22 protein-coding genes and 1 rRNA gene are annotated in these 23897 nt (G+C 41.8%); 6 read left to right on the top strand and 17 right to left on the bottom strand.

Translation table 11 applies throughout. The features are described 5' to 3' along the window. Positions 1–74: 74 nt before the first annotated feature. From CS898_RS01075 to glmM, 7 genes are all read right to left on the bottom strand, one after another. Positions 75–1597, bottom strand: a 16S ribosomal RNA gene (locus CS898_RS01075). 409 nt (positions 1598–2006) lie between these two features. Then, positions 2007–2993, bottom strand: coding sequence for an LCP family protein (locus CS898_RS01070; RefSeq protein ID WP_099207804.1), 987 nt, complete (start codon positions 2991–2993; stop codon positions 2007–2009). A gap of 109 nt (positions 2994–3102) precedes the next feature. Then, on the bottom strand, positions 3103–3300 hold the full coding sequence (locus CS898_RS01065; RefSeq protein WP_009430039.1) for a type II toxin-antitoxin system antitoxin: 198 nt from the start codon (positions 3298–3300) through the stop codon (positions 3103–3105). Then, positions 3300–4355 carry an SPFH domain-containing protein gene (locus CS898_RS01060; protein WP_099207803.1) on the bottom strand — a complete coding sequence of 352 codons (1056 nt, stop codon included), beginning with the start codon at positions 4353–4355 and terminating at the stop codon, positions 3300–3302. Before CS898_RS01060 ends, CS898_RS01065 begins: the two co-directional genes overlap by 1 nt. 125 nt (positions 4356–4480) lie before the next feature. Next, on the bottom strand, positions 4481–5674 hold the full coding sequence (gene tuf / locus CS898_RS01055) for an elongation factor Tu (RefSeq protein ID WP_009431250.1): 1194 nt from the start codon (positions 5672–5674) through the stop codon (positions 4481–4483). Between the two features lie 102 nt (positions 5675–5776). Further along, positions 5777–6613, bottom strand: coding sequence for a DegV family protein (locus CS898_RS01050; protein WP_159459097.1), 837 nt, complete (start codon positions 6611–6613; stop codon positions 5777–5779). Continuing rightward, positions 6613–7950, bottom strand: a complete 1338-nt coding sequence (gene glmM, locus CS898_RS01045) for a phosphoglucosamine mutase (protein ID WP_099207801.1) — start codon at positions 7948–7950, stop codon at positions 6613–6615. Before glmM ends, CS898_RS01050 begins: the two co-directional genes overlap by 1 nt. Positions 7951–8155: 205 nt before the next feature. On the opposite strand from glmM, the gene CS898_RS01040 reads away from it, so the two are divergent. The 4 genes from CS898_RS01040 (at position 8156) to CS898_RS01025 (ending at position 11289) form a co-directional block, all read left to right on the top strand. Beyond that, complete coding sequence (locus CS898_RS01040; RefSeq protein ID WP_099207800.1) at positions 8156–8833, top strand: hypothetical protein; 678 nt, start codon at positions 8156–8158, stop codon at positions 8831–8833. A gap of 23 nt (positions 8834–8856) precedes the next feature. Further along, on the top strand, positions 8857–9828 hold the full coding sequence (locus CS898_RS01035) for a copper amine oxidase N-terminal domain-containing protein (protein ID WP_099207799.1): 972 nt from the start codon (positions 8857–8859) through the stop codon (positions 9826–9828). Positions 9829–9892: 64 nt separating this feature from the next. Beyond that, positions 9893–10432, top strand: a complete 540-nt coding sequence (locus CS898_RS01030; protein ID WP_099207798.1) for a helix-turn-helix domain-containing protein — start codon at positions 9893–9895, stop codon at positions 10430–10432. Then, positions 10366–11289 carry an IS3 family transposase gene (locus CS898_RS01025; protein WP_141558280.1) on the top strand — a complete coding sequence of 308 codons (924 nt, stop codon included), beginning with the start codon at positions 10366–10368 and terminating at the stop codon, positions 11287–11289. The genes CS898_RS01030 and CS898_RS01025 overlap by 67 nt, the downstream gene beginning before the upstream one ends. A 72-nt stretch (positions 11290–11361) precedes the next feature. Here the strand turns inward: CS898_RS01025 and brnQ are convergent, their stop codons facing one another. From brnQ to tnpA, 7 genes are all read right to left on the bottom strand, one after another. Then, positions 11362–12657, bottom strand: coding sequence for a branched-chain amino acid transport system II carrier protein (gene brnQ / locus CS898_RS01020; RefSeq protein ID WP_159459096.1), 1296 nt, complete (start codon positions 12655–12657; stop codon positions 11362–11364). Positions 12658–12791: 134 nt separating this feature from the next. Continuing rightward, positions 12792–13238, bottom strand: coding sequence for a tRNA adenosine(34) deaminase TadA (tadA, locus tag CS898_RS01015; RefSeq protein ID WP_009430207.1), 447 nt, complete (start codon positions 13236–13238; stop codon positions 12792–12794). 9 nt (positions 13239–13247) lie between these two features. Then, positions 13248–13754: an NUDIX domain-containing protein gene (locus CS898_RS01010; RefSeq protein WP_099207796.1), complete on the bottom strand. Its 507-nt coding sequence runs from the start codon at positions 13752–13754 to the stop codon at positions 13248–13250. After that, entirely contained in the window at positions 13732–14442 is a 711-nt protein-coding gene (cuyB, locus tag CS898_RS01005) for a cysteate racemase (protein ID WP_099207795.1), read from the bottom strand. The genes CS898_RS01010 and cuyB overlap by 23 nt, the downstream gene beginning before the upstream one ends. An 11-nt stretch (positions 14443–14453) precedes the next feature. Next, complete coding sequence (locus tag CS898_RS01000; RefSeq protein WP_099207794.1) at positions 14454–15905, bottom strand: TrkH family potassium uptake protein; 1452 nt, start codon at positions 15903–15905, stop codon at positions 14454–14456. 9 nt (positions 15906–15914) lie between these two features. Then, positions 15915–17303, bottom strand: a complete 1389-nt coding sequence (gene trkA / locus CS898_RS00995) for a Trk system potassium transporter TrkA (RefSeq protein WP_099207793.1) — start codon at positions 17301–17303, stop codon at positions 15915–15917. Between the two features lie 198 nt (positions 17304–17501). Beyond that, positions 17502–17975: an IS200/IS605 family transposase gene (tnpA, locus tag CS898_RS00990; RefSeq protein ID WP_099207792.1), complete on the bottom strand. Its 474-nt coding sequence runs from the start codon at positions 17973–17975 to the stop codon at positions 17502–17504. A 477-nt stretch (positions 17976–18452) separates the two neighbouring features. Between tnpA and CS898_RS00985 the strand changes: the two genes are divergently transcribed. Together CS898_RS00985 and CS898_RS00980 are read left to right on the top strand one after the other, a co-directional pair. Beyond that, the gene (locus tag CS898_RS00985) at positions 18453–19538 is read left to right on the top strand and encodes an A/G-specific adenine glycosylase (protein WP_143614543.1); all 1086 of its coding nucleotides are present in this window, start codon (positions 18453–18455) and stop codon (positions 19536–19538) included. Next, entirely contained in the window at positions 19525–20040 is a 516-nt protein-coding gene (locus CS898_RS00980; protein WP_009430344.1) for an NUDIX hydrolase, read from the top strand. Before CS898_RS00985 ends, CS898_RS00980 begins: the two co-directional genes overlap by 14 nt. On the opposite strand, the gene CS898_RS00975 is transcribed toward CS898_RS00980, so the two are convergent. From CS898_RS00975 to CS898_RS00965, 3 genes are read right to left on the bottom strand one after another with little or no spacing between them, the layout of a single operon-like run. Next, positions 20018–21283, bottom strand: coding sequence for a M18 family aminopeptidase (locus CS898_RS00975; RefSeq protein ID WP_099207790.1), 1266 nt, complete (start codon positions 21281–21283; stop codon positions 20018–20020). The two genes, CS898_RS00980 and CS898_RS00975, sit on opposite strands and share 23 nt — an antisense overlap. Next, positions 21273–22178, bottom strand: a complete 906-nt coding sequence (locus tag CS898_RS00970) for a patatin-like phospholipase family protein (RefSeq protein ID WP_099207789.1) — start codon at positions 22176–22178, stop codon at positions 21273–21275. The genes CS898_RS00975 and CS898_RS00970 overlap by 11 nt, the downstream gene beginning before the upstream one ends. Further along, positions 22156–23892: a bifunctional homocysteine S-methyltransferase/methylenetetrahydrofolate reductase gene (locus CS898_RS00965; protein ID WP_159459095.1), complete on the bottom strand. Its 1737-nt coding sequence runs from the start codon at positions 23890–23892 to the stop codon at positions 22156–22158. The genes CS898_RS00970 and CS898_RS00965 overlap by 23 nt, the downstream gene beginning before the upstream one ends. Positions 23893–23897 lie beyond the last annotated feature (5 nt).

The following is a 23897-nucleotide window of genomic DNA, read 5'->3' as shown; positions in this document are numbered from 1 at the left end:
GAGCCAAAAAATCCAGTGTAAGAGTTAAGAAATGTCTTGATTGCTCAAAGGCCACTTCTTTTTGAACTCCTTAGAAAGGAGGTGATCCAGCCGCACCTTCCGATACGGCTACCTTGTTACGACTTCACCCCAGTCATTGATCCTACCTTCGACGCCTGCCTCCAAATGGTTAGCTCGGCGGCTTCGGGTATTACCAACTCCCATGGTGTGACGGGCGGTGTGTACAAGACCCGGGAACGCATTCACCGCGACATTCTGATTCGCGATTACTAGCAACTCCGACTTCATGCAGGCGAGTTGCAGCCTGCAATCCGAACTGAGATCGGCTTTTTGAGATTCGCTTGAGATCGCTCGCTCGCTGCTCTCTGTACCGACCATTGTAGCACGTGTGTAGCCCAAGGCATAAAGGGCATGATGATTTGACGTCATCCCCACCTTCCTCCGATTTATCATCGGCAGTCCCTTTAGAGTTCCCATCCGAAATGCTGGCAACTAAAGGTAAGGGTTGCGCTCGTTGCGGGACTTAACCCAACATCTCACGACACGAGCTGACGACAACCATGCACCACCTGTTTTACTGTTCCGAAGAAATGGTCTATCTCTAGACCGGTCAATAAAATGTCTAGCCTTGGTAAGGTTCTTCGCGTTGCTTCGAATTAAACCACATGCTCCGCTGCTTGTGCGGGTCCCCGTCAATTCCTTTGAGTTTCATGCTTGCGCACGTACTCCCCAGGCGGAGTGCTTAATGTGTTAACTGCGGCACCGAGTTACCCCGACACCTAGCACTCATCGTTTACAGCGTGGACTACCAGGGTATCTAATCCTGTTTGCTCCCCACGCTTTCGTTCCTCAGCGTCAGTTTAAGTCCAGTAAGTCGCCTTCGCCACCGGTATTCTTCCTAATATCTACGCATTTCACCGCTACACTAGGAATTCCACTTACCTCTCCTTAACTCAAGTCTATCAGTTTCCAATGCTTACATGGGTTAAGCCCATGCCTTTCACATCAGACTTGATAGACCGCCTGCGAACCCTTTACGCCCAGTGATTCCGGACAACGCTCGCCCCCTACGTATTACCGCGGCTGCTGGCACGTAGTTAGCCGGGGCTTCCTCCTATGGTACCGTCATTATCTTCCCATAGGACAGAGCTTTACGACTCGAAAGCCTTCATCGCTCACGCGGCGTCGCTGCATCAGAGTTTCCTCCATTGTGCAATATTCCCCACTGCTGCCTCCCGTAGGAGTTTGGACCGTGTCTCAGTTCCAATGTGACCGTTCACCCTCTCAGGCCGGTTACTGATCATGGCCTTGGTAGGCTATTACCCCACCAACTAGCTAATCAGACGCGAGACCATCTTTCACCACCGGAGTTTTAACATTTCTTTCATGCGAAGGAAATGTGTCATAGGGTATTAATCCCGGTTTCCCGAGGCTATCCCCTTGTGAAAGGCAGGTTTCTCACGTGTTACTCACCCGTCCGCCGCTAATCCATTTTATCTTCTCTCCGAAGAGATCTGTTAAAATTTCATCGCTCGACTTGCATGTGTTAGGCGCGCCGCCAGCGTTCGTCCTGAGCCAGGATCAAACTCTCAATTAAAAAGTTTTTTCCATTTTATCGTCTTTAGACTGACTCCGGATTCTTCACTGAAGTTCCGCTTTTTGCTTTTGCTTGTGTGTTCATTCTCTTACACTGTTTAGTTTTTTTGGTTCTGTTTAAACTGATCTCTTTACGAGATAGCTTAATTATTTTACCACCGGTAAAAGGTCTTTGTCAAGAACTTTTTTACAATTTCTTAAAAAGCTTTTTACTTGTGGAAAACAACATGTATTAGTTTACCAAGTCTCCCTGTCTTTGTCAAGAGGATTTTTGGTTTTTCTTTTGCTGCTTTTTCAAAGGGCCTTGGCCTTGTTTTTAGCAGCTTTTATAGTTTACTTAAATTTCAACTTTTTGTCAATAGAAAAACGAGAAAAGAACTTAGAAATTTCTAAGTTCTTTTCTCGTTTTTCTATTCTTGGTTTTCACCGCTATTATTTCCGATACTTTCTGAAGTTTCTTGACTTTGATTTTCAAAAGTCATCTGTCTCCGAGCAGATTCTCTTTCCACAAACCAATAGGAAATATCATCAATCATCTTTTCTTCTCCCTCTAGGGTAGACATATGGATGTTTTCCTTTTCTAGGGACAAGCCAAAATAGGCCAAGTCCACGATTTGCCCATAAGATAAGTCACTTTCGATATTTTCATTTGCAATATCAACTAGTTGGGGCAACTTAAATAGCATGCTTTTGTTTTTCATTTTGTCAAAAAGAGACATGAGAAATTTTTGCTGTTGATTGATTCGTCCAATGTCTTGGTCTGCATAGGCTTTTCGAATCCTTAAAAAGTCCACAGCTTTTTCTCCAGCCACAAGGTGATATCCCTTGGTGAAATTAATGCGTAATGCCGGTTTTACCAGGGTGTCTGTATATTTATAATCCACTGGTAAGTAGACTTCTACTCCACCGACTGCCTGGGTTAATTCTTTTACTGCATTGTATCGAACAATGGCATGGTAGTCGATTTTAATTCCCAGGAAGTCTTCTACTGTTTTTTCCACAAGAGGGTAGCCCCCATGAGACCAAGCATGATTGATTTTCGTCTTGGCATAGCCTGGAATACTAACATAGGTATCTCGAGGAATAGATAGAAGCTGAACTGTTTTTTTAACTGGATCAATTGAAAATACCATAATTGTATCTGATCTAGATCCGTATTCTTCTGCTGTATATTCATTTGTTGCTGTTTCATCGACTCCTAGGATTAAGACGTGAAGAGGTTGGTCTCCCTTAAACGCATTGATTCTAGGTAGGTCTTTAACATCTGTCTGTTGGGATTGATCGCTTCGTACTTTTACCTGTTTTGAGGATTGAGGTTTTAATAGGTTCCCCAAAATGAGTCCTGCCAAAAGCAGGAGAATGGTAAGGACGATAAAGATCCGATAGAGTATTTTCAATTCAAACCTTCTTTCAATAATATGTTTTAATTTATTTTACCTAATTTTAAGCAATACTGCAAGATTGATTCTTCCTTATTTAAAGAAAGAAGGCTGGAAAATTCCAGCCTTACTCTATATCGATATCCAGAGGTTGATCAATTGTTTCCCCTACATACTTCCCATCTTTTTTTCTTTGTTTTACGCATTCCGTTAAAAGATATTCAATTTGTCCATTGATTGAACGAAAATCATCTTCTGCCCAGGAAGCAATTTGTTCATATAACTTCTTTGAAACTCGTAAGGGAATTTGTTTTTTAGCCGTCATTAATAGAGACTTCCCGAATTAATAATGGGGGATACCTCGCTATTACCACAAAGAACCACCATTAGATTGGAGACCATGGCAGCCTTTCTCTCTTCATCCAGGTCAATAACCCCCTTGTCTTCTAATTGGTCTAAGGCCATTTCAACCATTCCTACAGCCCCATCAACAATCATAGATCTAGCATCGATCAAGGCAGACGCTTGTTGTCTAACCAACATGGATTGTGCAATTTCTGGAGCATAGGAAAGATGGGTAATACGGGCGTCTACAATTTCTAAACCCGCAAATTCAACCCTAGACTGGATATCTTCTTTGATTCTTCTTGCAACAACTTCGCTAGACCCTCTCAAGGACCCATCATCAGGTTCTCCGTCTCCTGTCGTGTCAATTTTATAGTTTGGATTTACATCATAGGGATATTGACGGACAATGTTTCTTAAGGCCGTATCTGTTTGAAGAGATAGATATTCTTTAAAATTATCCACATTAAAGACAGCCTTTGCTGTATCCTTAACCTTCCACATGACTGCAATGCCTATTTCAACAGGATTCCCCAAATAATCGTTGATTTTTTGCTTGCTATTATTTAAGGTCATGACCTTTAAAGAAATTCGCTTATCTTCTAAGGCTCCTGGACTTCTCTCTTGTCCCTTGTCTGCTTGACCTAGCTTTTTTATCTCTTTAACATCACCACTTTGTCCCAGTCGAGTACTCGCAGCGGGATTAAAGGCCCTGGCAAAGGGGTGGATAAAGTAAAAGCCTTCTCCTTTTACAGTGCCAATATATTTCCCAAATACGGTAAAGACATAAGCCTCTTGCGGTCTAAGCACCTTTAAACCACATAATATAATCCACGCCAGGCCTATATAGAGGATAGCTAGAATAAAAACCAGTTTTTCAGTAAATCCAGCACCATAATAAGTAATGTAGCCTACATAATTTATTATATAAATAACCGCCAGCACTAGGCCCAATAAGTATCCCAATAGAACATAGATTCCTATTTTACGTCCCTTGAGAATCTTTTCTTTAATTTCTTCTTCTTTATTTTTCATAATCCACCTCCAAGATTTATTTTGATATCAAAATAATATCATATTTTCAATTGGCTAGCAAGGCTTTTTATAAAATAAAAAGACAGGCATCTTTCGATACCTGCCTTGTCAGTTTTTCTAAGCTCTTAGCTTAATAATTTGGATACAACTCCTGCTCCTACTGTACGTCCTCCTTCACGAATTGCGAAACGAAGTCCTTCGTCCATGGCAATTGGGGTGATTAGGGTTACGGTAAAGGTGGCGTTGTCTCCTGGCATAACCATTTCTACGCCTTCGGCTAATTGGATGTCACCGGTTACGTCTGTGGTTCTGAAGTAGAATTGGGGTCTGTAGCCATTGAAGAATGGGGTGTGTCGTCCACCTTCTTCTTTGGTTAATACGTAGACTTCTGCTTCAAATTTTGTATGGGGTTGGATGGTTCCTGGGGCTGCCAGTACTTGTCCACGTTCGATTTCGTCTCTTTGAACTCCACGTAGTAGTACTCCAATGTTATCTCCTGCTTGGGCTTCGTCTAACATTTTCTTGAACATTTCTACTCCGGTTACGACGACGGTTCTCTTTTCTTCGGTTAGACCGACGATTTCTACGTTGTCGTTTACTTTTACTACTCCGCGTTCTACACGGCCTGTAGCTACGGTTCCACGTCCTGTAATGGAGAAGATGTCTTCTACGGGCATTAGGAAGGGGTGTTCTGTATCACGTTTTGGTGCTGGAATGTATTCGTCTACTTCTTCCATTAGTTTTACGATTTTGTCTCCCCATTCTCCGTCTGGATCTTCTAGGGCTTTTAGGGCGGATCCTACTACGATGGGTGTGTTGTCTCCGTCGAATTCGTATTCGCTTAGTAGGTCACGTACTTCCATTTCTACTAATTCGATCAATTCTGGGTCGTCTACTTGGTCTTCTTTGTTTAGGAAGACGACAATCTTTGGTACCCCTACTTGACGGGATAGTAGAATGTGTTCACGGGTTTGGGGCATGGGTCCATCGGCTGCGGATACAACTAGGATGGCTCCGTCCATTTGGGCTGCTCCTGTGATCATGTTTTTAACGTAGTCGGCATGGCCTGGGCAGTCTACGTGAGCGTAGTGACGGTTTGGTGTTTCGTATTCTACGTGGGATGTGGAAATGGTGATTCCACGTTCTCTTTCTTCGGGTGCCTTGTCAATGTTGGCATAGTCTACGAATTCACCGGATCCGTATCTTTTGTTTAATACAAATGTGATTGCTGCTGTTAGGGTTGTTTTACCGTGGTCAACGTGACCAATGGTTCCGATATTTACGTGGGGTTTCGTTCTTTCAAATTTTTCTTTTGCCATGGTTCTCCTCCTATATTTAAGAAATGACTTTATTTTGTTCTTATCATACAATAAATTTGTCTTAAAAGCAACTGTTTATGGTGGTTTTTACAGACCCTACCATTAAAAGCTAATGACAATGCCTCCGTCATCAGCATAGGCCGAGGACAGACCTCCTGTAGGGACCACCACTACATCGTCAAACTGGTAAAGATCCAAGACTTTTTCCTTAAAGAGCTGGGCCTTGTCCTCTGCATTGGAATGACTAATATAGAGGGTGCGTCCTTGACTTTGTCCAGCCACTCGTCCCAGGGCCTTGGCCAGTTTATCCAGAGACTTTTTAAAGCCCCGGTTGAGTTCAAAGAGTTCAATTTCTCCCTTGACTCCCCGCATAATAGGCTTGATATTTAAGGTCTTGGCAATCAGGCCTGCAGACTTTTTAATCCGGCCATTTTTAATTAGGTTGTCTAGGCTTTCCAGGATAAAGAAGGTTTCCATTTCCTGGATAAAACCTTCTCCCTTTTCTACAATTTCTTCAAAGGCCAGGCCTTGGTCCATAAGGCTCTTTATATAATAGGCCAGGTTCGTTTCTCCGGCAGAAGCGGACCGACTGTCAAATACATGGACCCTTGTTTGCGGGTGTTTTTCTTGAAATTCCTTAACTCCCAGGTTGGCTGAGTTGTAGGACCCGGACAATTTGGAACTAATGGTGATAACAAAAATTCCATCTGCTTCTGGATCAAAGGCTTCTTGGTAGTCATAGGGAGAGGGACAACTGGTTTTTACAGCTTTCTTGGATGCATTCATCTCCTCCCGCATCTTTTGAATTTGTCTCCGGTCCTTGTCTACAAAATCTTTTCCTTCTACTTGAATGGTAAAGGGAATGAGCTTAATTCCCAAGGATTCTTCAAGTTGGTCAGTTAGGTCCACACTGGAGTCGCCAACAAGTTGGTAGTTCATCATTCACCTCCCAGTTGTTCTTGGATCAGGTCTGCAAGAACTTGTGCATCTTCCCTCATTTCATCGAGGTTTGTTCCTTCGATCATGACCCGAATCAAAGGTTCTGTTCCTGATGGTCGGATAAGAATCCGTCCATTATCTTCATATTTTTTCTCTAGGGCTTCAATGGATTTTTCTAAAACATCATCTTCTAGATAGGATTTTTTCTTGTGGTCCAAGACTCTTGCATTGACTAAGACTTGGGGGTAACTAGTCATGAGGTCATTGAGGTCGGACAAGGATTTTTGACTTTCCAGCATGACTTCGATTAAGTGAAGACCTGTGGCTAGGCCGTCCCCCGTTGTATTGTAGTCTGTAAAAATAATGTGACCCGATTGTTCTCCCCCTAGGACATAACCATTTTCTCGCATTTCCTCCAGGACATAGCGGTCTCCTACCTTGGCTTCAATAAAGTTCACATCAATGGATTTCAAATATTTCTTCAAGCCCAGGTTGGACATGACGGTTCCTACAACGCCTCCATTTAGTTGGTCTTTTTGGTGGAGGTGGTGGGCACAAATGGCCAAGATATGGTCTCCGTCCACAATTCGTCCCTTGTTGTCTACAGCAATAATCCGGTCCGCGTCTCCATCAAAGGAAAAGCCCAGGTCTGCCTCCTTGGACAGGACTAGGTTTTGGATAACCTTGGGATTGGTGGACCCACAGTCCAGGTTGATGTTTCGCCCGTTGGGGTTGGTATTTAGGGCAAAGACATTGGCTCCTAGAGAGGTTAAAACATAGGGTGCAATCTTGGATAGGGCCCCATTCCCACAGTCTAGGGCAATTTTTAAACCACTTAACTTGTGGGGGCATAGAGATTGGAGGTACCTGGTGTATTGCTTGGCCAAGGAGGGATCCAGGGTCAAGCGACCAAAGCTTTCCGTATTTTCAGGAAATTTCTTGCGCTTTAAGAGGTAGTCTTCCAATTCTTCTTCCACTTGGTCCGGTAGCTTATAGCCATCTTGGGAGAAAAATTTAATTCCGTTATAATTATATGGATTGTGACTGGCCGAAATGACCACACCACAAGTATAGTTCAAAGTTCTGGTTAAATAGGCAACCCCTGGTGTAGGAATGACCCCTACCAGGGTAACATCCATTCCCATACTCATTAGGCCTGTGGCCAGGGCGGCCTCTAGCATATTTGCAGATTCTCTGGTATCTGTCCCAATAAGACAATGACCTTGGTTTTTTCCTAAAACCAGGCCAGCAGCCTTGCCTACATTTAAGGCCAATTCAGCCGTTAGGCCTTGGCCGGCAATGCCACGAATACCATCTGTCCCGAATAATTCAGTCAATATAAAATCTCCTTTTTTCTTTTAGATTCTTTCCTGAACCCATCTAGCCTTTATTATACCATATTTCAAGGCCCTGTAAAATCTCTAAATCAAGACAAGGGCCTTGACCCAAGCTTTTTAAATTCCAGACAAGTTTTTTTTCTTTTGCAGGGCCAGTATGTTATAATGAAAGAAAAGCAATGACTCAATTTGATGGAGGAATCATATGAAAAAAACTCTAGCCATAAGTGGTTTATCCCTGGCTCTTATCTTAACAGCCTGTGGACAAAAGGATAATCAGAACCAAAAGGTACAAAAACCAATTAATACCAGTCCTAAAATTGAAGAATCTTCCCCCAGCTTAAATGAAGAATCTGCCGACAAGGAAGGTGTGAGCCGGGAAGAAGTAAGAAAGCTCATGACCCAGTCTGACTACATCAGCCGAGTTAAATTAACCCAACTTGGAGATGGACAGACAGAATTAACCATCTTGGACAACTACAAGGGTAGTCTATCCAATATTGAATTTACAGAACCCAAAAACTTATCCACCAACAAGGAATACTTAATTTTTTACAAGGATGACGCTGATGGAAATGTTGTGGCCACTAGCAAGGATGCCGTCATTGAAGTCGCAAGCAAAAATGATACTGTCCTGGACTATATTGAAAGAACCTATGCCAAGACAGACCAAACCGAAGACCAATCCAGCCGGAAGACAGAGGAAAAGAAAAGAGATTCTTCTGAAGAAAGCAAGAAGGAATCTTCAAGTAAATCCTCAAAAGATAGTAAGGAATCCACTTCTTCAGAAGAAGGTTCCAAGTCCAAAAAATCTACTTCCAGTGAATCCAAAAGCAAAGAATCAACAAAAACTTCTTCAAAATCCACTACAGATGAAGAGTAAGATGAATATTAAAAGGAGAGAATATGCATAAAAAATTAGCTGGCCTAGGCCTGGCTGCTTGCCTGGTTTTAAGCCAAGGGGTCTATGGGGCCTCAACCATCAAAATCCAATTAAACGGAAAAGAAATCAAGGGGGATGTTGCCCCCCAAGTCAAGTCTGAAAGGACTTTTGTTCCCCTGCGCTTTGTTTCTGAAGCCCTGGGCTACAAGGTTGACTGGTTCCAAGAGGACCAATCCGTTTCCATTGCCAAGGGACAAAAGCAAATCAAGCTTTGGCTGGGGAAAAAGACCCTAGACAGCCAAGGCAAAAAATCCACTATGGATATTGCCCCCTATGCCAGCCATGAAAGGACCTTTGTACCCCTGCGCTTTGTGGCTGAAAACCTAGGAGTCAAGGTAGACTGGGACCAAGAAAAGCAAACAGTTATCTTGACAGATACAGCCTGGCTGGAAAAAAATGTTGCCAAGTCCTTCCTTCAAGGAGTCAACCTAAGCCACTTAAGTCCTGAAGAATTAGCCTATGTGAAAAACTTTGACCAAAAACAACAAGTCCTAGTCCAAGAACTTGCCAACTTCCGCAACCTGGCCTTCCGGGACTTTGACCAAAGCAATAAGATGGAAATGGGACAAAAAATGGCCCAAGTAGGAGCCCAAGTAGTTTCTACTGCCAAGGAAATGGAAGCCCTCCAAGCTCCCACAAAATTCAAGGATAGCCACGAGCTCTTTAGCAAGGTATCCCAAGCTCTTCCCGGAATCGTGGAAGACTACAAGTCTGCCTTCTTAACTGACGACTCCTTAAGCGCTGCCGGTCTCACCAGCAAGTTAACTGACTATTCTGTTGCCATGCGACAAATTGTGGACCAAATGACTGCCACTATTCAAAACCAAGATGTCAAGTCCAACCAAGATGTGGACCAATTTCTAAAAACCAAAGACGACCAACTCTTCCAAGACAAGACCATCAAAAACCTAATGGATAAGATCCTTAAAAAATAATTTTTAAAGCCTGCTTAATGATCTGAACCCCAAAATCCGGAATACGGATGGAGGGGTTTTTTGTATGCCAAAATACACAAAAGAATTTAAAATAAAACTAGTGCTAGAATATTTATCAGGAGAAACAGGCGGGCGTGAAAAGGTAGCTAAAAAATATGATATTCCAGATGGAACTTTGAAAAACTGGATAGAAAAATACAAGTCAGGAGGATTTGATAACTTATCTAAAAAGTTAAAAAACAATAAATTCACTAGTGAATTTAAGTTATCTGTAATACAATATAGGCAAATCAAGAATACTTCGCTTAGAGAGACTGCAGAGCATTTCAACCTTGTAAATGAATCCATAATATACAGGTGGGAGAAAACTTATCAAGAGCGTGGTCTTTCTGGGTTAGAAGATAACAGAGGAAGGCCTAGTAAAGATATGACTAAATCAAATAAAAAGTCTAAACTTAATACTCCAATAAACGAAAGTGAAAGAGAAGAATTAATAAGATTAAGAGAAGAAAATAGACTTCTCAAAATGAAGATAATATACGAAAAAAAGCTACAAGCCTTGCTACTGGAAGAGGAAGCAGAAGCAAGGAAAAGACAAAGATAATCCTCAAGTTAATAAAAGAATATCCAAAAAGCAAGATAAGTGAATGGCTAGAAATAGCTGAGTTACCAAAATCATCCTACTACGAATGGAAAATAAAATTAGAAAATCCAGTAGATAAAGACAAAGAAATTAGAAGGGAAATTACAAGCATAGTTGAAGAATCAAAAGGTAGATATGGCTACAGAAGGGTGACTCAAGTATTACAAAATAAAGGGCTTAATGTCAACCATAAAAGAGTTTTAAAAATAATGAGAGAAGAATTTTTGCTATGCACCAAATTTAAAACTAGATCAAGAAAATATTCATCATACAAAGGGCAAATAGGAAAGGTTGCAAATAATGTTGTAAATAGACAATTTAAAGCAAGTAAACCAAATCAATTATGGCTAACAGATGTAACAGAATTCAGGATAAAAGGTGAAGACAAAAAACTATACCTATCACCAATATTAGACCTATACAACAGTGAAATAATAAGCTATACGCTAGGTTATCACCCAACAATAGAGTTAACAAATACAATGCTAGAAAAAGCATTAGAAAAAAATAGAGACATTAAAGATTTAACTATACACTCGGACCAAGGATTCCATTATCAACATAGCTCTTGGACTAATAAACTAGAAAAAATGAATATTACACAAAGTATGTCAAGAAAAGGCAATTGTCTAGACAATTCTCCAATGGAGAACTTCTTTGGAATCTTGAAACAGGAAATGTTTTATGGGGAAGATTTTAAAAGTTATGAACATTTGATAAATGATATTGAAAAATATATTAAATGGTACAATGAGGATAGGATTAAAACAAAATTAAACGGAATGTCCCCTGTTATGTACAGATTACATTCCGCTTAAAATATTATTAAATTGTTCCGTGTTTACGGGTTCAGGTCAAAATCAAATCCTGGTCTTTTCTTTTATGAAAATTTAAATTCTGGATTCTTCAGAGGTGTCAAGTTCTTTGATTGGCAAGAAACTAAAAATAAGGCCAAATGCCAAGGCAAAGACAAGCCATAAAAAGGTTCCTTGATTTTCTGCTAGATTTTTTTGTAATTGGCCATAGAAATCCACATGAGCAAAAAGTGCTATAAACTTTGATAAAACAGGTACCAAGGCCCCAAAGACCAAGCCAATATAGGTAGATCTTTTTTTGATAAAACGGTCAAATAGGATGGCCAAGATTAAAATAATAGCTACAGGATAGAGGGCTTCCAAGATAGGTCCGGAAACCTTGATAATGTACTCCACTCCTCCAAGAGAAAGGAGAAAGGAAACAAGACTTACCAAGTAAACTAAAAATTTATAGGAAAGTTTATTTCTACTTATTTCTTGGAAATATTCTGCACAGGTTACTGTAAGGCCGATGGCTGTGGTCAAGCAAGCCAGGGTCATGGCCAGAGACAATAAAACCATCCCTACAATCCCCAACATGGAGTTGGTCGATTTAACCAGGAGTTCTACCCTAGATAGGTCCTCCCAACCAAAACTGGAAATGGTAGCTCCTAGATAGATGAAGCCTCCATAGATAAAAGAAAGACCGATTCCAGCAATGGCTGCTGCCTTTTTAGTAAAGGTCATCAGGGCCTGGCCCTCATAACCTATATCTCGAAAGCCTTGAATGACAATGGATGTAAACATTAGGGCTGCTAGACAGTCCATGGTTTGGTAACCTTGTTTAAAAGACGATCCAAAGACTCCGTGAGCCTGAAGGTCCACCGGTTGACCTAGGGGAAAGAGAATTGCCCTTAGGATAATAATCGTTAAAGTCACTAAAAGGGCTGGAGTCAAGTATTTTCCTAAAATATCAATGACCTTACTTTCCGATAGGCAAAAGTAAATCACCAGTAAAAAGAATATTCCATTGACTAAAATACTGGGTATAGAAGGGGCTAGGCTGGCTTGTAAAACCTCCGAAGTAGTGGCTGCTGTTCTTGGTATGGCTAGACCTGGTCCAATACATAGGATAATCAGTAAGCTAAAAAGTTTAGAAAAATTATTTCCAACCCTTTGGCCAATTCCTGAAATCTCTCCTCCCACCTTGGTTGTGGCCAAGACTCCCAGCATAACAAAACCTACTCCTGTTAGTAGGAATCCCAAAGCGGAAATCCACCATTCTGTTCCTGCTTGAATTCCTAAAGTTGGTGGAAAGATTAAATTTCCTGATCCAAAAAACATAGAAAATAAAGCAAAACCTGAAATAATTATCTGTTTGTTTTTCTTCATACCTGCCTCCCCTAAAATAGAATATTTGTTTATTATATCATGTATTTTCATAATATGGAAAGAAATTATAGCTTTTAGGTCAATTTGTCTTCTTTAACTTAAAAAGCCCGGCAAGCAAAACTTAAAACCGGGCTTCACTTTCTTAAATTTTTAAAAAAATCAGTTAAAAGACTGCTACACTCCTCTTCCAAAACTCCTGATTGGACTGACAGTTTATGGTTGGAGGCAGGACTCCTTAAAAGCTGGATGCTAGAGTCCACTGCACCAAAGCGCTTATTTTTTGCCCCATAGACCAGGCGGGAAATCCGAGTGTTGATCAGGGCCCCGGCACACATGCTACAGGGTTCCAAGGTGACATAAAGGCTACAGTCTTCTAACCACCAGGAATCTAGGTAGTTAGCTGCCTGGTTTAAGGCTTGCAATTCTGCATGGTAGAGGGCATTGTTCTTGGCCTCCTTTTGGTTGTAGCCTTGGCCAATAACTAGGTCTTGGTAGACCACCAGGGCTCCAATGGGGACATCTCCACTAAAGCTGGCCAATTTTGCCAGTTCTATGGCTTTTTTCATATAGTATTCGTCCATATCTTCCTCTTACTTTAACCGATCAATGTAGTGGTCATAGGCCCAAACCAATCTTTCTTTCATGGGTTCTGCATAGTCTTGTCCCTGGAGTTTTTCCAAAAAATCTGCCTTGGAATAAAAGCCTCCTCCTGAGACTTCCTCTAATTGGAAGTTTAAGTCTTCGTCTTGTGCTTTTGTCTCTATTAGATAGATATAGGAAAATTTATTCCTTTGCTTTAGGATTCCAAGAAATTCTAGGTCCTCCAGATTTATTTTGAGGCCCACTTCTTCCTGAATTTCTCTTTGGATACCCAGACTAGGGTCTTCATCTTCTAAAAGGCTTCCACAGGTACATTCTAAGTAGTTGGGGTAGTTGACCTTGTTTTTACTCCGTCGAGTGATTAAAATTTTTCCTTCCTGGTTGATAACAATAGCAACGACAACCCTGTAATATTGTCCCTCTTCTAATTGGCTGCCCCTGGGAATAGTTTTTCCCAGAGCCTTGTTTTCTCCATTATAGAGTTTCCACATTTCCATCCAGCTGACCTCCTGCTTGGATAATGGCTTCTTTGGCAAGTTCTAAGGTTGGATCGATACAAACTTGCTGCCAATGAAAGATTTTTTTTGCAAGGGGAAGTTCTGTACAACCTAAAATAAAGGAATCTGCTCCCTGGTCTTGTAAGTCTTGAAAAACTCCCTGGATTGCCTCTTGGGGATAGTTAAAGTTTTTACTCTTAATGGCCTGGTAAATCAAGTCTTGAATGATATTTTCTTGGTCTTGATTGGGAAGGAGGTAGTCCACCCCCTCTTGGTCCAGGGCTTTTTGGTAAAGACCTACCTCCAAGGCTCCCTTGGTCGCTAAGATAGCAGGTTTTTTATAGGGACCTTGGCTTATTTTTTTTGCCACAATTTTTTGCATATGGAGGATGGGGATTTCTAGTTCCCTAGTTAGGTCCTGGTAGTAGTAGTGGCTAGTATTACAGGCAATAGCTAAAAGCCCTGCCCCCATCTTCTCCAGACCCTTGGCCCCGGCCAAAAGTTCCTTATAGGGAGAAGGCCCTTGGTTTAGGATGGCCTGGGTCCGATCTACAATTTGTGGTTTATTGTCAATAAGGATGGGAATGTGGTCTTGGTCTTTCTCAGCCTTGGTGGCCAAGACAATTTTTTCAAAAAGATCTACTGTGGCCAAGGGACCCATTCCACCAAGAATTCCAATTGTTTTCATGAAATTCCTTTCTATATTTGTATTTTCTTCCTTTGCCTTCTGGGGACTAAAATCCCTAAAATAGTGAAGAATTCTAGGCGACCCAGGAGCATTAAGAAGGAAAAATAGAGTTTATAAAAATCTGAAAATTCTGAAAAGTTAAGGCTGGGACCAACCTTGTTGAAACCTGGTCCTACATTACTTAACATAGTTGTTACAGCTGAACAAGAAGATAAAACATCCAAACCCGACATAGTTACCAGGGCTGATGAAAAGACAAAAATCATCAAATAAACACTGATAAAGGCAGTAACCCCCATAACAACCTCATCTTTTAAAGCCTTTCCCTCCAGGGTGATAGGAATGACTGCATTGGGATGGACAACTTTTCCAATTTCTCTGGCAATGAGTTTAAATACAATGGATATCCGGACAATCTTCATTCCCCCTGCAGTGGATCCTGCACAAGACCCTGTAAACATCAAAGCATAGAGGATAAATTTTGAAAAAGAAGGCCATAGGTCATAGTCTGTATTGCTAAAGCCCGATGTGGACATCAGACTGGTTACTTGAAAAAAACTATCTTTCGCTGATTGGCCTAGGGATCCGTAATGGTTACTATAGAGGTTCCAGGTAATTCCCAAAACAGCCACGATAATAATTAAATAATAAAGACGAACCTCATCATTTTTTAAGATTTCTTTATACTTCTTTTGAGAAAGCTGGTAGTAAACAGAAAAATTTGTCCCATAGACAATCATGAAGATACTCATGATTATTGGGATGTAATAGCCTGAATAGGCTCCAATAGAATTGGCCTTACTGGAAAAACCCCCGGTTCCTGCTACCCCTAGGGTGTGGATAAGGGCATCAAAAGGAGTCATTTTTCCTAAAACTAAAAGAACGAATAGGACTACAGTAATTCCAATATATATGATATAGAGTCTTTTGGCTGTGTCGGCAATTCTAGGTTCAATCTTTCCGGCAATGGGCCCGGGGCTTTCCGCTTTAAAAATTTGAAATCCTCCAACTCCCAACCTGGGTAAAAGACTAATGGTAAAAACCAAAATCCCCATACCCCCAATCCAGTGGGTTACAGACCTCCATAGAATCAGGCTCCTAGGAAATAACTCAATATTGGGAATAATAGAGGCTCCTGTAGTAGTAAAACCGGAGACAATTTCAAAAAAAGCATCTACATAGCTTAAATAGTGGCTCAGATAAAAGGGTAGGGCCCCAAACAAGGAAACAATTAACCAGGCTGAACTTACAATAAAAAGCCCATCCTTGGGGGACAAAACCAAATCTACAGCCTTTTTTCTATAAGCCATATAGCCAAAGAAAACCATGAGTATAAGACTTATTAAAAAGTATCTTGTAATGCCATCTTGGTCAAATAAGCTTAAAAATAAGGAGGGTAGTAAAAATAAGGCTTCTATGACTAGAATGACCCCAATCATCCGCCTTGCTATAGAATAATTCATCCAAACCTCCTATTTTTTCCGCCATAACAATTGGTTAAGGATAGTTTTTCGAGTGTTGCCCACTTGGAAGATGGTCTTCATTTCTCCTAACTTGTCGTGAATGCAGAATAAAACTACATGGTCGTAGGGTTTTAAATAGGTATCTCCATTGGGAATAAAAACCTGGTTTTCCCTAACCAAGGCCACAATTAAAAGACCTTCTGGTAGGTTTAAGTCCTTAATAGGTTTGTGGTAAATGGTCAACTCTGGCTTTAAGATCACTTCTGAAAATTCTGCCCGACCATCCAACATTAAGTTGACAGACAGGGAATTTTTACCTCTTAGAACTCTTAAAATCTTATTGGCTGTCATAAAATTAGTATTAAAGACAGCATCAATGGACATTTTTTCCAAAATTCGATTGTAGTTATTTCTAGAAATTTTTGCCACAGACTTATAGATTCCTAATTGTTTCATTAACAAACCTAATAGGAGGTTGGTTTCATCAAAACCCGTTGCTGTGACTACGGCATCAAAGGTAGAGATCATTTCTTCTTCAAGAAGATTGATGCTGGTTCCATCTCCGTGGATAATGGTGGCATTTGGCAAGTTTTCTTTTAAGAAAAGACATCTTTGCTCATTCATTTCAATAATTGTGGTATTTACCTGGCTCTTTTCTAAAAGGAGACCTAGGTAGTAACCCAATTTTCCTCCACCAATGATCATAACCTTGTTAACCACTTGGGTCTTGATAACTCCGGAGTGGTTTTTATCAAACTCTTCAATTTCGTGGGCTTCTCCTCCTACCAGGATGACATCATTGTTTTCCAAGGTCGTTTGACCATTTGGAATAATGCTTTCTCCCTCCCTAGTAATGGCTGTCACTAAAAGGTTGTCGAATCCCTTTAAATCCATAAGTTTTTTTCCTACAAAGGCCTCATCATTGCCAATGTTGAATTCTACCAGACGAACCTTGCCTCCAACAAATTCATCACTGACCAAAAGGTATTTTTTTAATAGGTATTTTTCAATGGATTGAGCTGTTACAGCATCCGGATTAATAATCAAGTCTATGTTTAACTCATCTGCAATAAAGTGGAGGTGTTTATAGTATTCAGGGTCCCGAACCCGGGCAACAGCATAGCGACAACCCATTTTTTTAGCCATGGTACATAGGATAACATTGGCCTCATCATTTTTTGTCACAGCAAAAATCAACTCATAAGAGCCAATATTAATCTCCCTTAAGACTTTGAAGTCTAATGCATTGGCATTTACACTTATGACATCTAATAAATTTGTAACATCATCCACTACCTTTTCATTTTTATCGATGACCGTTACATCTATATTTTCATCAATCATTGCCTTGGCCAATTGATAGCCTAATTTTCCCATGCCAACGATTAAAGCTTTCATTCCATCCCTTCTTTCATTAACAATATTGTTACATAGCCTTCAAGAGTTTTCAATAGCTAGCCCTTATTTATTCAAAATCATAACCACCGGCTTAGCCGGTGGTTTGTTCTGCCCCTATAAGGGGCTGTTACCGGCAGCATTCCATGCTTTGAATTTTCTTACTCGTGCACCAATTTTCACAGCTAGTGCTAAAGCACTTTATTTCTTGCTTTTGTTCACCGGCTCACCCGTAAACGGGTCTATAAATTCTTTCATACTGATTTGATCTGCCATGTAATCTTCTTTCAGCTGGTTTTTGATATAATCTTGTATTTTTTTTGCATTTTTTCCAGCTATATCTACATAGTATCCTCGACACCAAAAATGTCTATTTCCGTACTTATACTTTAGGTTTGCATGACGATCAAAAATAATCAAGCTACTTTTTCCTTTTAAATACCCCATGATTTGGGATATGCTATATTTTGGTGGAATCTCCAACAACATATGGATATGATTGGGGCAACACTCTGCTTCAATAATGTTGATCTCTTTTCTTTCGCATAAATCTCGTAATATCTTTCCTATATCTTGCTTTAGGTTTCCATAGATAATTTGTCTCCTATATTTCGGAGCAAATACTATATGATACTTACAATTCCAAGATGTATGTGATAAACTATTTTTATCCATGTGGATGCCTCCCTTTTCTAAATATGCTACTGCCAGTAACTTATTTAGTATATCATGGGAGGCTTTTTTACTTGAAGCTAAAGCTTATTTTCCTACCACCAGCATAGCTGGTGGTTTTTTCATGCTAAAGCGTACAAGNTCCATTTTATCGTCTTTAGACTGACTCCGGATTCTTCACTGAAGTTCCGCTTTTTGCTTTTGCTTGTGTGTTCATTCTCTTACACTGTTTAGTTTTTTTGGTTCTGTTTAAACTGATCTCTTTACGAGATAGCTTATCTATAATATCAAGCCTAGAATCTTTTGTCAAGAGTTTTTAAAGATTTTTTTAAAAACTTTTTACAAATTCTTCTATCAGTTTTATTTCGCCGCTTTTAAGCGACAACTTCTATAGTATAGCAGGGCTTGGAGGTCGAGTCAAGGATTTTTTTATTTTTTATTCATTTTTTTGAACCTGGCTTCTTATGCTATACTAGCCTTATGGAAAAAGAAATTTTTAGTCAAGAAAATAAAAAAAAGATAGGCCAAGCAATCCATGCCTATTATAGAGAGTTTGGTCGAGACCTTCCTTGGAGGAAGGATCCTTCCTTTTATCCTGTTTGGATTAGTGAGATTATGGCCCAACAAACCCGGATGGAGGTAGTGGTTTCCTACCATCAAAACTTTATGGAGGCCCTACCGACTATCCAAGACTTAGCAGATGTCCATGAAGAGGTCTTGTTAAAACTTTGGGAGGGCCTGGGCTATTACAACCGGGCTAGAAACTTAAAAAAGGCTGCCCAAGAAATTGTCTATATTAGGAAGGAAGTTCCTCAAAGCTACCAAGAGCTCTTGTCTTTGCCGGGGGTTGGCCTCTATACGGCAGCTGCCATTGCTTCTATTGTTTATGGCCAGGCCTATGTGGCCTTGGATGGAAACTTGTCTCGGATTTTTTCCAGACTTTTGGCCTATGATGGGGATATTGGCAGGGCCCAAACTAAGAAGGACCTAACTTCTTTTGGTCAGGAGATTATGGGACCGGACCCTTCGGCCTTTAACCAAGGTCTAATGGATATCGGCTCTAAGATTTGTCTGCCCAAGGACCGGGCCCTCTGCCCTTCCTGTCCCTTGAAGGCCTACTGCCTGGCCTACCAGGAGGGGTCTGTGGCCAAGTATCCTGTCAAGGCTCCTAAAAAAGAGAGAAAGCTTGTAGAACGAACCATTTTTATCCTGGTTAAAAATGGAAACCTGGCTCTGAAAAAGCGACCAAACCAGGGTCTTTTACGGGGGCAATGGGAACTACCAGGAGTGGATTCCTATTTGGATTTGGAAGATGCCAAGGCTTTTTTATTGGAAAAAGACCTGCCCTTTTCTTCTATTAAGAAGGGGCCTTCTAGCAAACACCTTTTTTCTCATATAGAGTGGCGGATGGAATCCTATCTTGTCCAAGTCCGGGACCTGCCCTTTGCCCGGGAGGATGATGGCCTTCAATACTTCTCCCAAGAGGACTTAGACCAAACCATCGCCCTTCCCTCTGCCTTTAAGGCCTTTGTCCAAGAATGGAGGCAAGAAAATGAAAGAATCTAAGGCCTACCAATACTATTTAGACCACCAGGAAGATCTGGCCCTTTACCAGCGGGAGGTCTCTCCCCATTTAACGGCTTCGGCCCTGGTTTTTTGTCCAGAAAAGGAGGCCCTATTAATGGTCAACCACTTGATTTTTCAATCTTGGTCCTGGCCCGGAGGCCATGCTGATGGGGACCGGGACTTGGAGGCCTGCGCCCGACGGGAGGTCTTTGAAGAAACAGGTCTGGAACTTCCTGAGCCGGGACTTTTATTAGATGTTCGACTTCTTTCTGTAAAAGACCATTACCGTAAGGGGGCCTTGGTCCAAGCCCATGACCACTTAAATTTTACCTATGGCTATAAGATAAAAAATCCCCCAAGTCTTCATCCCAAACTGGATGAAAACAAGGGGGTTGCTTGGATTCCTCTTGACAAGCTAGACCAAGAGGTTAGCGAAAACCACATGGTTAAACTCTACCATGAGCTTTTAAATGATTGGCTTAGTCTTCCAAAAAGACCTTAAAGAGCTTTTCATAGTTGATTTGGTCCACCCAGGCACCTAGTTCCCGGTTACTATGCATGGCCAGGATGGGGGTTCCCACGTCTACACCTGGAATAGTCAAGCTGTGTTGCATCAAGGGTCCTAGGGTAGATCCACCCTTGCGGTCGGATGCATTGACAAATTTCTGATAGGGAATGTCATGCTTCCTGCATAGAGACTCAATGACAGCGGATGTGTAGCCTGTTGAGACATAGGACCGGTTGGCCGCCAGCTTAATAACTGGCCCCTTGCCCATCAAGGGTTGGTTGGAGGGGTCGGCACATTCTAGATGGGATGGATGGACGGCATGGGCCAAGTCGGCACTTAGGAGGAAGCTCTTGTGGAGGGCTTGGTAGAATTCTTCCTTGGTCCCTCCTAGGGCATAGACAATCCTCTCTAAAATTTCATAGCTTAAGTTTCCACTGGCTCCCTCTTCTGTAAGGGAGCCTATTTCTTCGTGGTTTAAAAAGGCCAAAAACTTACTCTTATCCCCAGGCTTGGATTGGAAGAGTCCTTGTAAAGAAGCATGGGCACTGGCCAGGTTGTCCAACCTGGGGGCAGAAATTAATTCTTCCCTTAGGCCAATGCTGGAGGATTTTTCCAGGGGAAGGACAAAGAGGTCAAAGTCCAAGAGATCTTGAGATTTAATCCCCAACTCTTCTTCTAAGAATCCAAAGAGGGGGTCTTGGAGCTTGTCTTCTAAGTCTACAAAAATTGGTAAGAGGTCCACTTGGGGGTTGGGAGCAAATTTTTCATTGGCTCCCCGGTTCATGTGGATGGCTAAAGAAGGAATAATGGTTAGGGCCTTCTTGCTATGGACTAGCTTTTCCCTTACTTGACCCTCTTCTTGGTAGTAGACCTTGCCGGCCAGGGTCAAGGGCTTGTCAAACCAAGTGTAGAGGAGGGGACCTCCATAAACTTCTGTATTGATTTGGATGTAGTTTTTCTTTTTAATATGGGGATTGGGCTTGACCCGAAGACAGGGAGAATCCAGGTGGGGCCCAATAATGGCAAAACCTGTTTCCCAGGGTTTCTTTTTCCCTAATTCAAAGGCAAAAATAGCTCCTGGGCTTTTTGCGTAAAATTTCCCTTCCTCTTTACATTGGAAGTCTTGGTCCAAGGGGCAGGCAAGGTAGCCTTGAGCTTTAAGCCTTTTTTCAATTTCTTCCACTCCTTGGTAGGGAGTAGGGCTTTGGTCTATAAATTCCAATAGGTCATTTTTCATCTTTTTCTCCTTCTTCTAACCAGGCCTTAATCCGGCCCATTTCTCTTTGGCCAATTCCCAAACCATGGGCATAGGTCTTATTGAGGGCTTCCAGGTCCCGGTCATGGTTACTAATCTCCATAACTTCCGGACAAATCATTAGGGCCTTATTTTCTTTTTCCATCAATTCAATGACTTGGACTGTTTTATTGTAGTTCTTATAACGGTTAAAAAGGTCTTCTTGTATCTTTTCATTGTCCTTGAAGTTCCGTCTCAAGATGCTTTGCCTAAGGGAGTTTAGGGGTGGTCGAACATAGTCCCTGGTTTTGGTCCGAATGACTAAAATCCGGTCAAACCCATCTTCAAAGGCAATATCAATGGGCAGACCATTATTGATTCCCCCATCATAATAGGTCTTGCCCTGGTAGTGGGTAGGGGGCATAAAAAGAGGTAGGCTGGAAGAGGCCCGAACCTTCATCATAAGGTCTTCCGGGTCCTGGCTATCTTTTTCTGTCCAAAACATGGAGCCTTGATTTTCTTCATAGGCAACAATCCTGTAGCTAGCAGGATTGGAAAAAAAGTCGTCAAAGTCAATGTGGAGAGGGCCTCCTGGTTGGCAGGCCTGACCATAAATGTAGTCACTTTGCATGTAGCCTCCCCCCTTAAAAAAGCTCCTCCAGCTCATGGCATTGGGGTCTGTTGCAAAGTCAGTAAAGCACTTTTTCATAATGTCGGGCCGTCTGGCTAGGTAGTTCACCAGGCAGCTGGATCCTGCTGAGACACCAATAACATAGTTGATAAAGATGCCTTCTTCCAAAAGACAGTTGAGGATGCCGGCAGAAAAAGCACACCGCATCCCACCCCCTTCGATTAAAAGGGCTGTTTTAAATATATTATTTTTCTTTTCCTTGTCCATAGTCTTTCAACAACCTTTCTATGACATGGAGCCTTTGAAAGGGGGTAATGAGGTAAAAACCAGCTACTTCATCCCCGATTTCATTCATAAACTCCAAAGCCCATTGGATGCCCAGGGCCTCCCCTTCTTCCCAGCTTAAACCTTCATGGAAGCTGTCCAAGACTTCTTGGTCTACCTGCATTCCAGAAACCTGGTTATGGAGGTATTGGGCATTTCTGTAGCTTACCAAGGGCATAATCCCTGCTAGAATTGGAACATCTAGTTCTTTTTGGGCACGTCTCAATTGTACTATGGCATTCTTACCCATTATGGGTTGGGTAAAAAACAATTCAACACCGGATTCTATTTTTCTTTTGGCCTTGTCCAGCTCACTGTCGAAATTTTGGGCATTGATGTTTAAGGCTCCGCTGATGGTAAAGGGGTTTTCCAGGTCCCGGTTGAGAGTTTTCACAAAGGCAGCCAGGCGGGCTGAGTTAAATTGGAAAACTGCCTTGACATCTTCCCGGTCCACCGATGGGACTGGATCTCCCGTAATTAGGAGGATATCTTGAATCCCCTCTAGGGAAAGTCCCAGCAAAAGGGCCTTAATGGCATTGATGTTTCGATCTCGACAGGTCATATGAACGACAGAGTCTAGGCCGTAGTCCTTTTTTAAAATCAATGAAGTCAAAGAAGCATCCATCCTAGGACGACCAATGGGGCAATCTGCCAGGGTCACCGCATCTACTTCCATATTCCTTAGGAGGGAAAGCTTTTTAAAATAGTCCCGGGTAGCCTCTTGGGGTGGGTCATATTCCACAACCATAACTTGCTTACCAGATTTTAACTTCTTCTTGAGATTACTTTCTGTCTTTTCTAAAATTTTTTCTTCTTTTTCCAGGTTCTCTAGCTGGTCAGGAACTTCCTTTAAGTGCTGGCTTAGCTCCAGAATATAAGAGGGGTCTGTTCCACAACATCCTCCTAAGTAGCTCAGGCCATAGTTAAGACCCTGGGCCAGGGCCTGGGAAAAATAGCTGGGATTTTCCTTGTATTGGAGACGGCCATCCACCATGGTGGGGTAGCCTGAATTGGGCATTAAACCCAGGGGAGTTTGGAAGGTCGGAAGGCTTTTTACCAGTTGAACCAGGTGGTAGGGGCCGGAAATACAGTTTAGGCCCATGGCTTGAACATGGGGGTTTTTATCTGCTGCTTCCAGGACCTCTTGGGCCAAAACACCCAGCCTGGTTTCTCCAGAGGGGAAGACGGCAAAGCTTGTTATATGCAGGGTATCGGCGTGGCCCTTGCAAAAGCGATCTATGACTTCCAAGAGCTTGTCTGCTTCAGGAAAGGTCTCCCAGAGAAATTTTCGAATTCCCGCCTGGTAAAGGACTTCCGCTACAAAAAGATAGTCCTGGAGATCTGGGGTTTCCATGGGACCTATGGACCCATAGACCTCTGCCTGGTCCTGAAATTTCAGGGCAATTTTTGCTCCGGCTTCCAGGTAGGTCCGACAAAGATCCCTATCGTATTGGATGGGGTTGGCCCCGAAAGTATTGGTCTTGATGGCCTGGGCCCCAGCTTCAATATATTGCCGGTGGATTTCTTCAATAATGGCCGGTTTTTCTATATTATATTCTTCAATAGTAAGGTCAGATGGGGAAATCTTCTGTAAATAGGTCCCCATGGCCCCGTCAAAAATCAAGGGTTTACTTTTGCTTCCTGTGAATTCTGTCAATCGTC

It is taken from the genome of Urinicoccus timonensis (assembly GCF_900232945.1).
Classification (GTDB): Bacteria; Bacillota; Clostridia; order Tissierellales; family Peptoniphilaceae; genus Urinicoccus; species Urinicoccus timonensis.
Note: the sequence above shows the minus strand (reverse complement) of the source record. Positions and strands in the feature narration are given on the sequence as shown.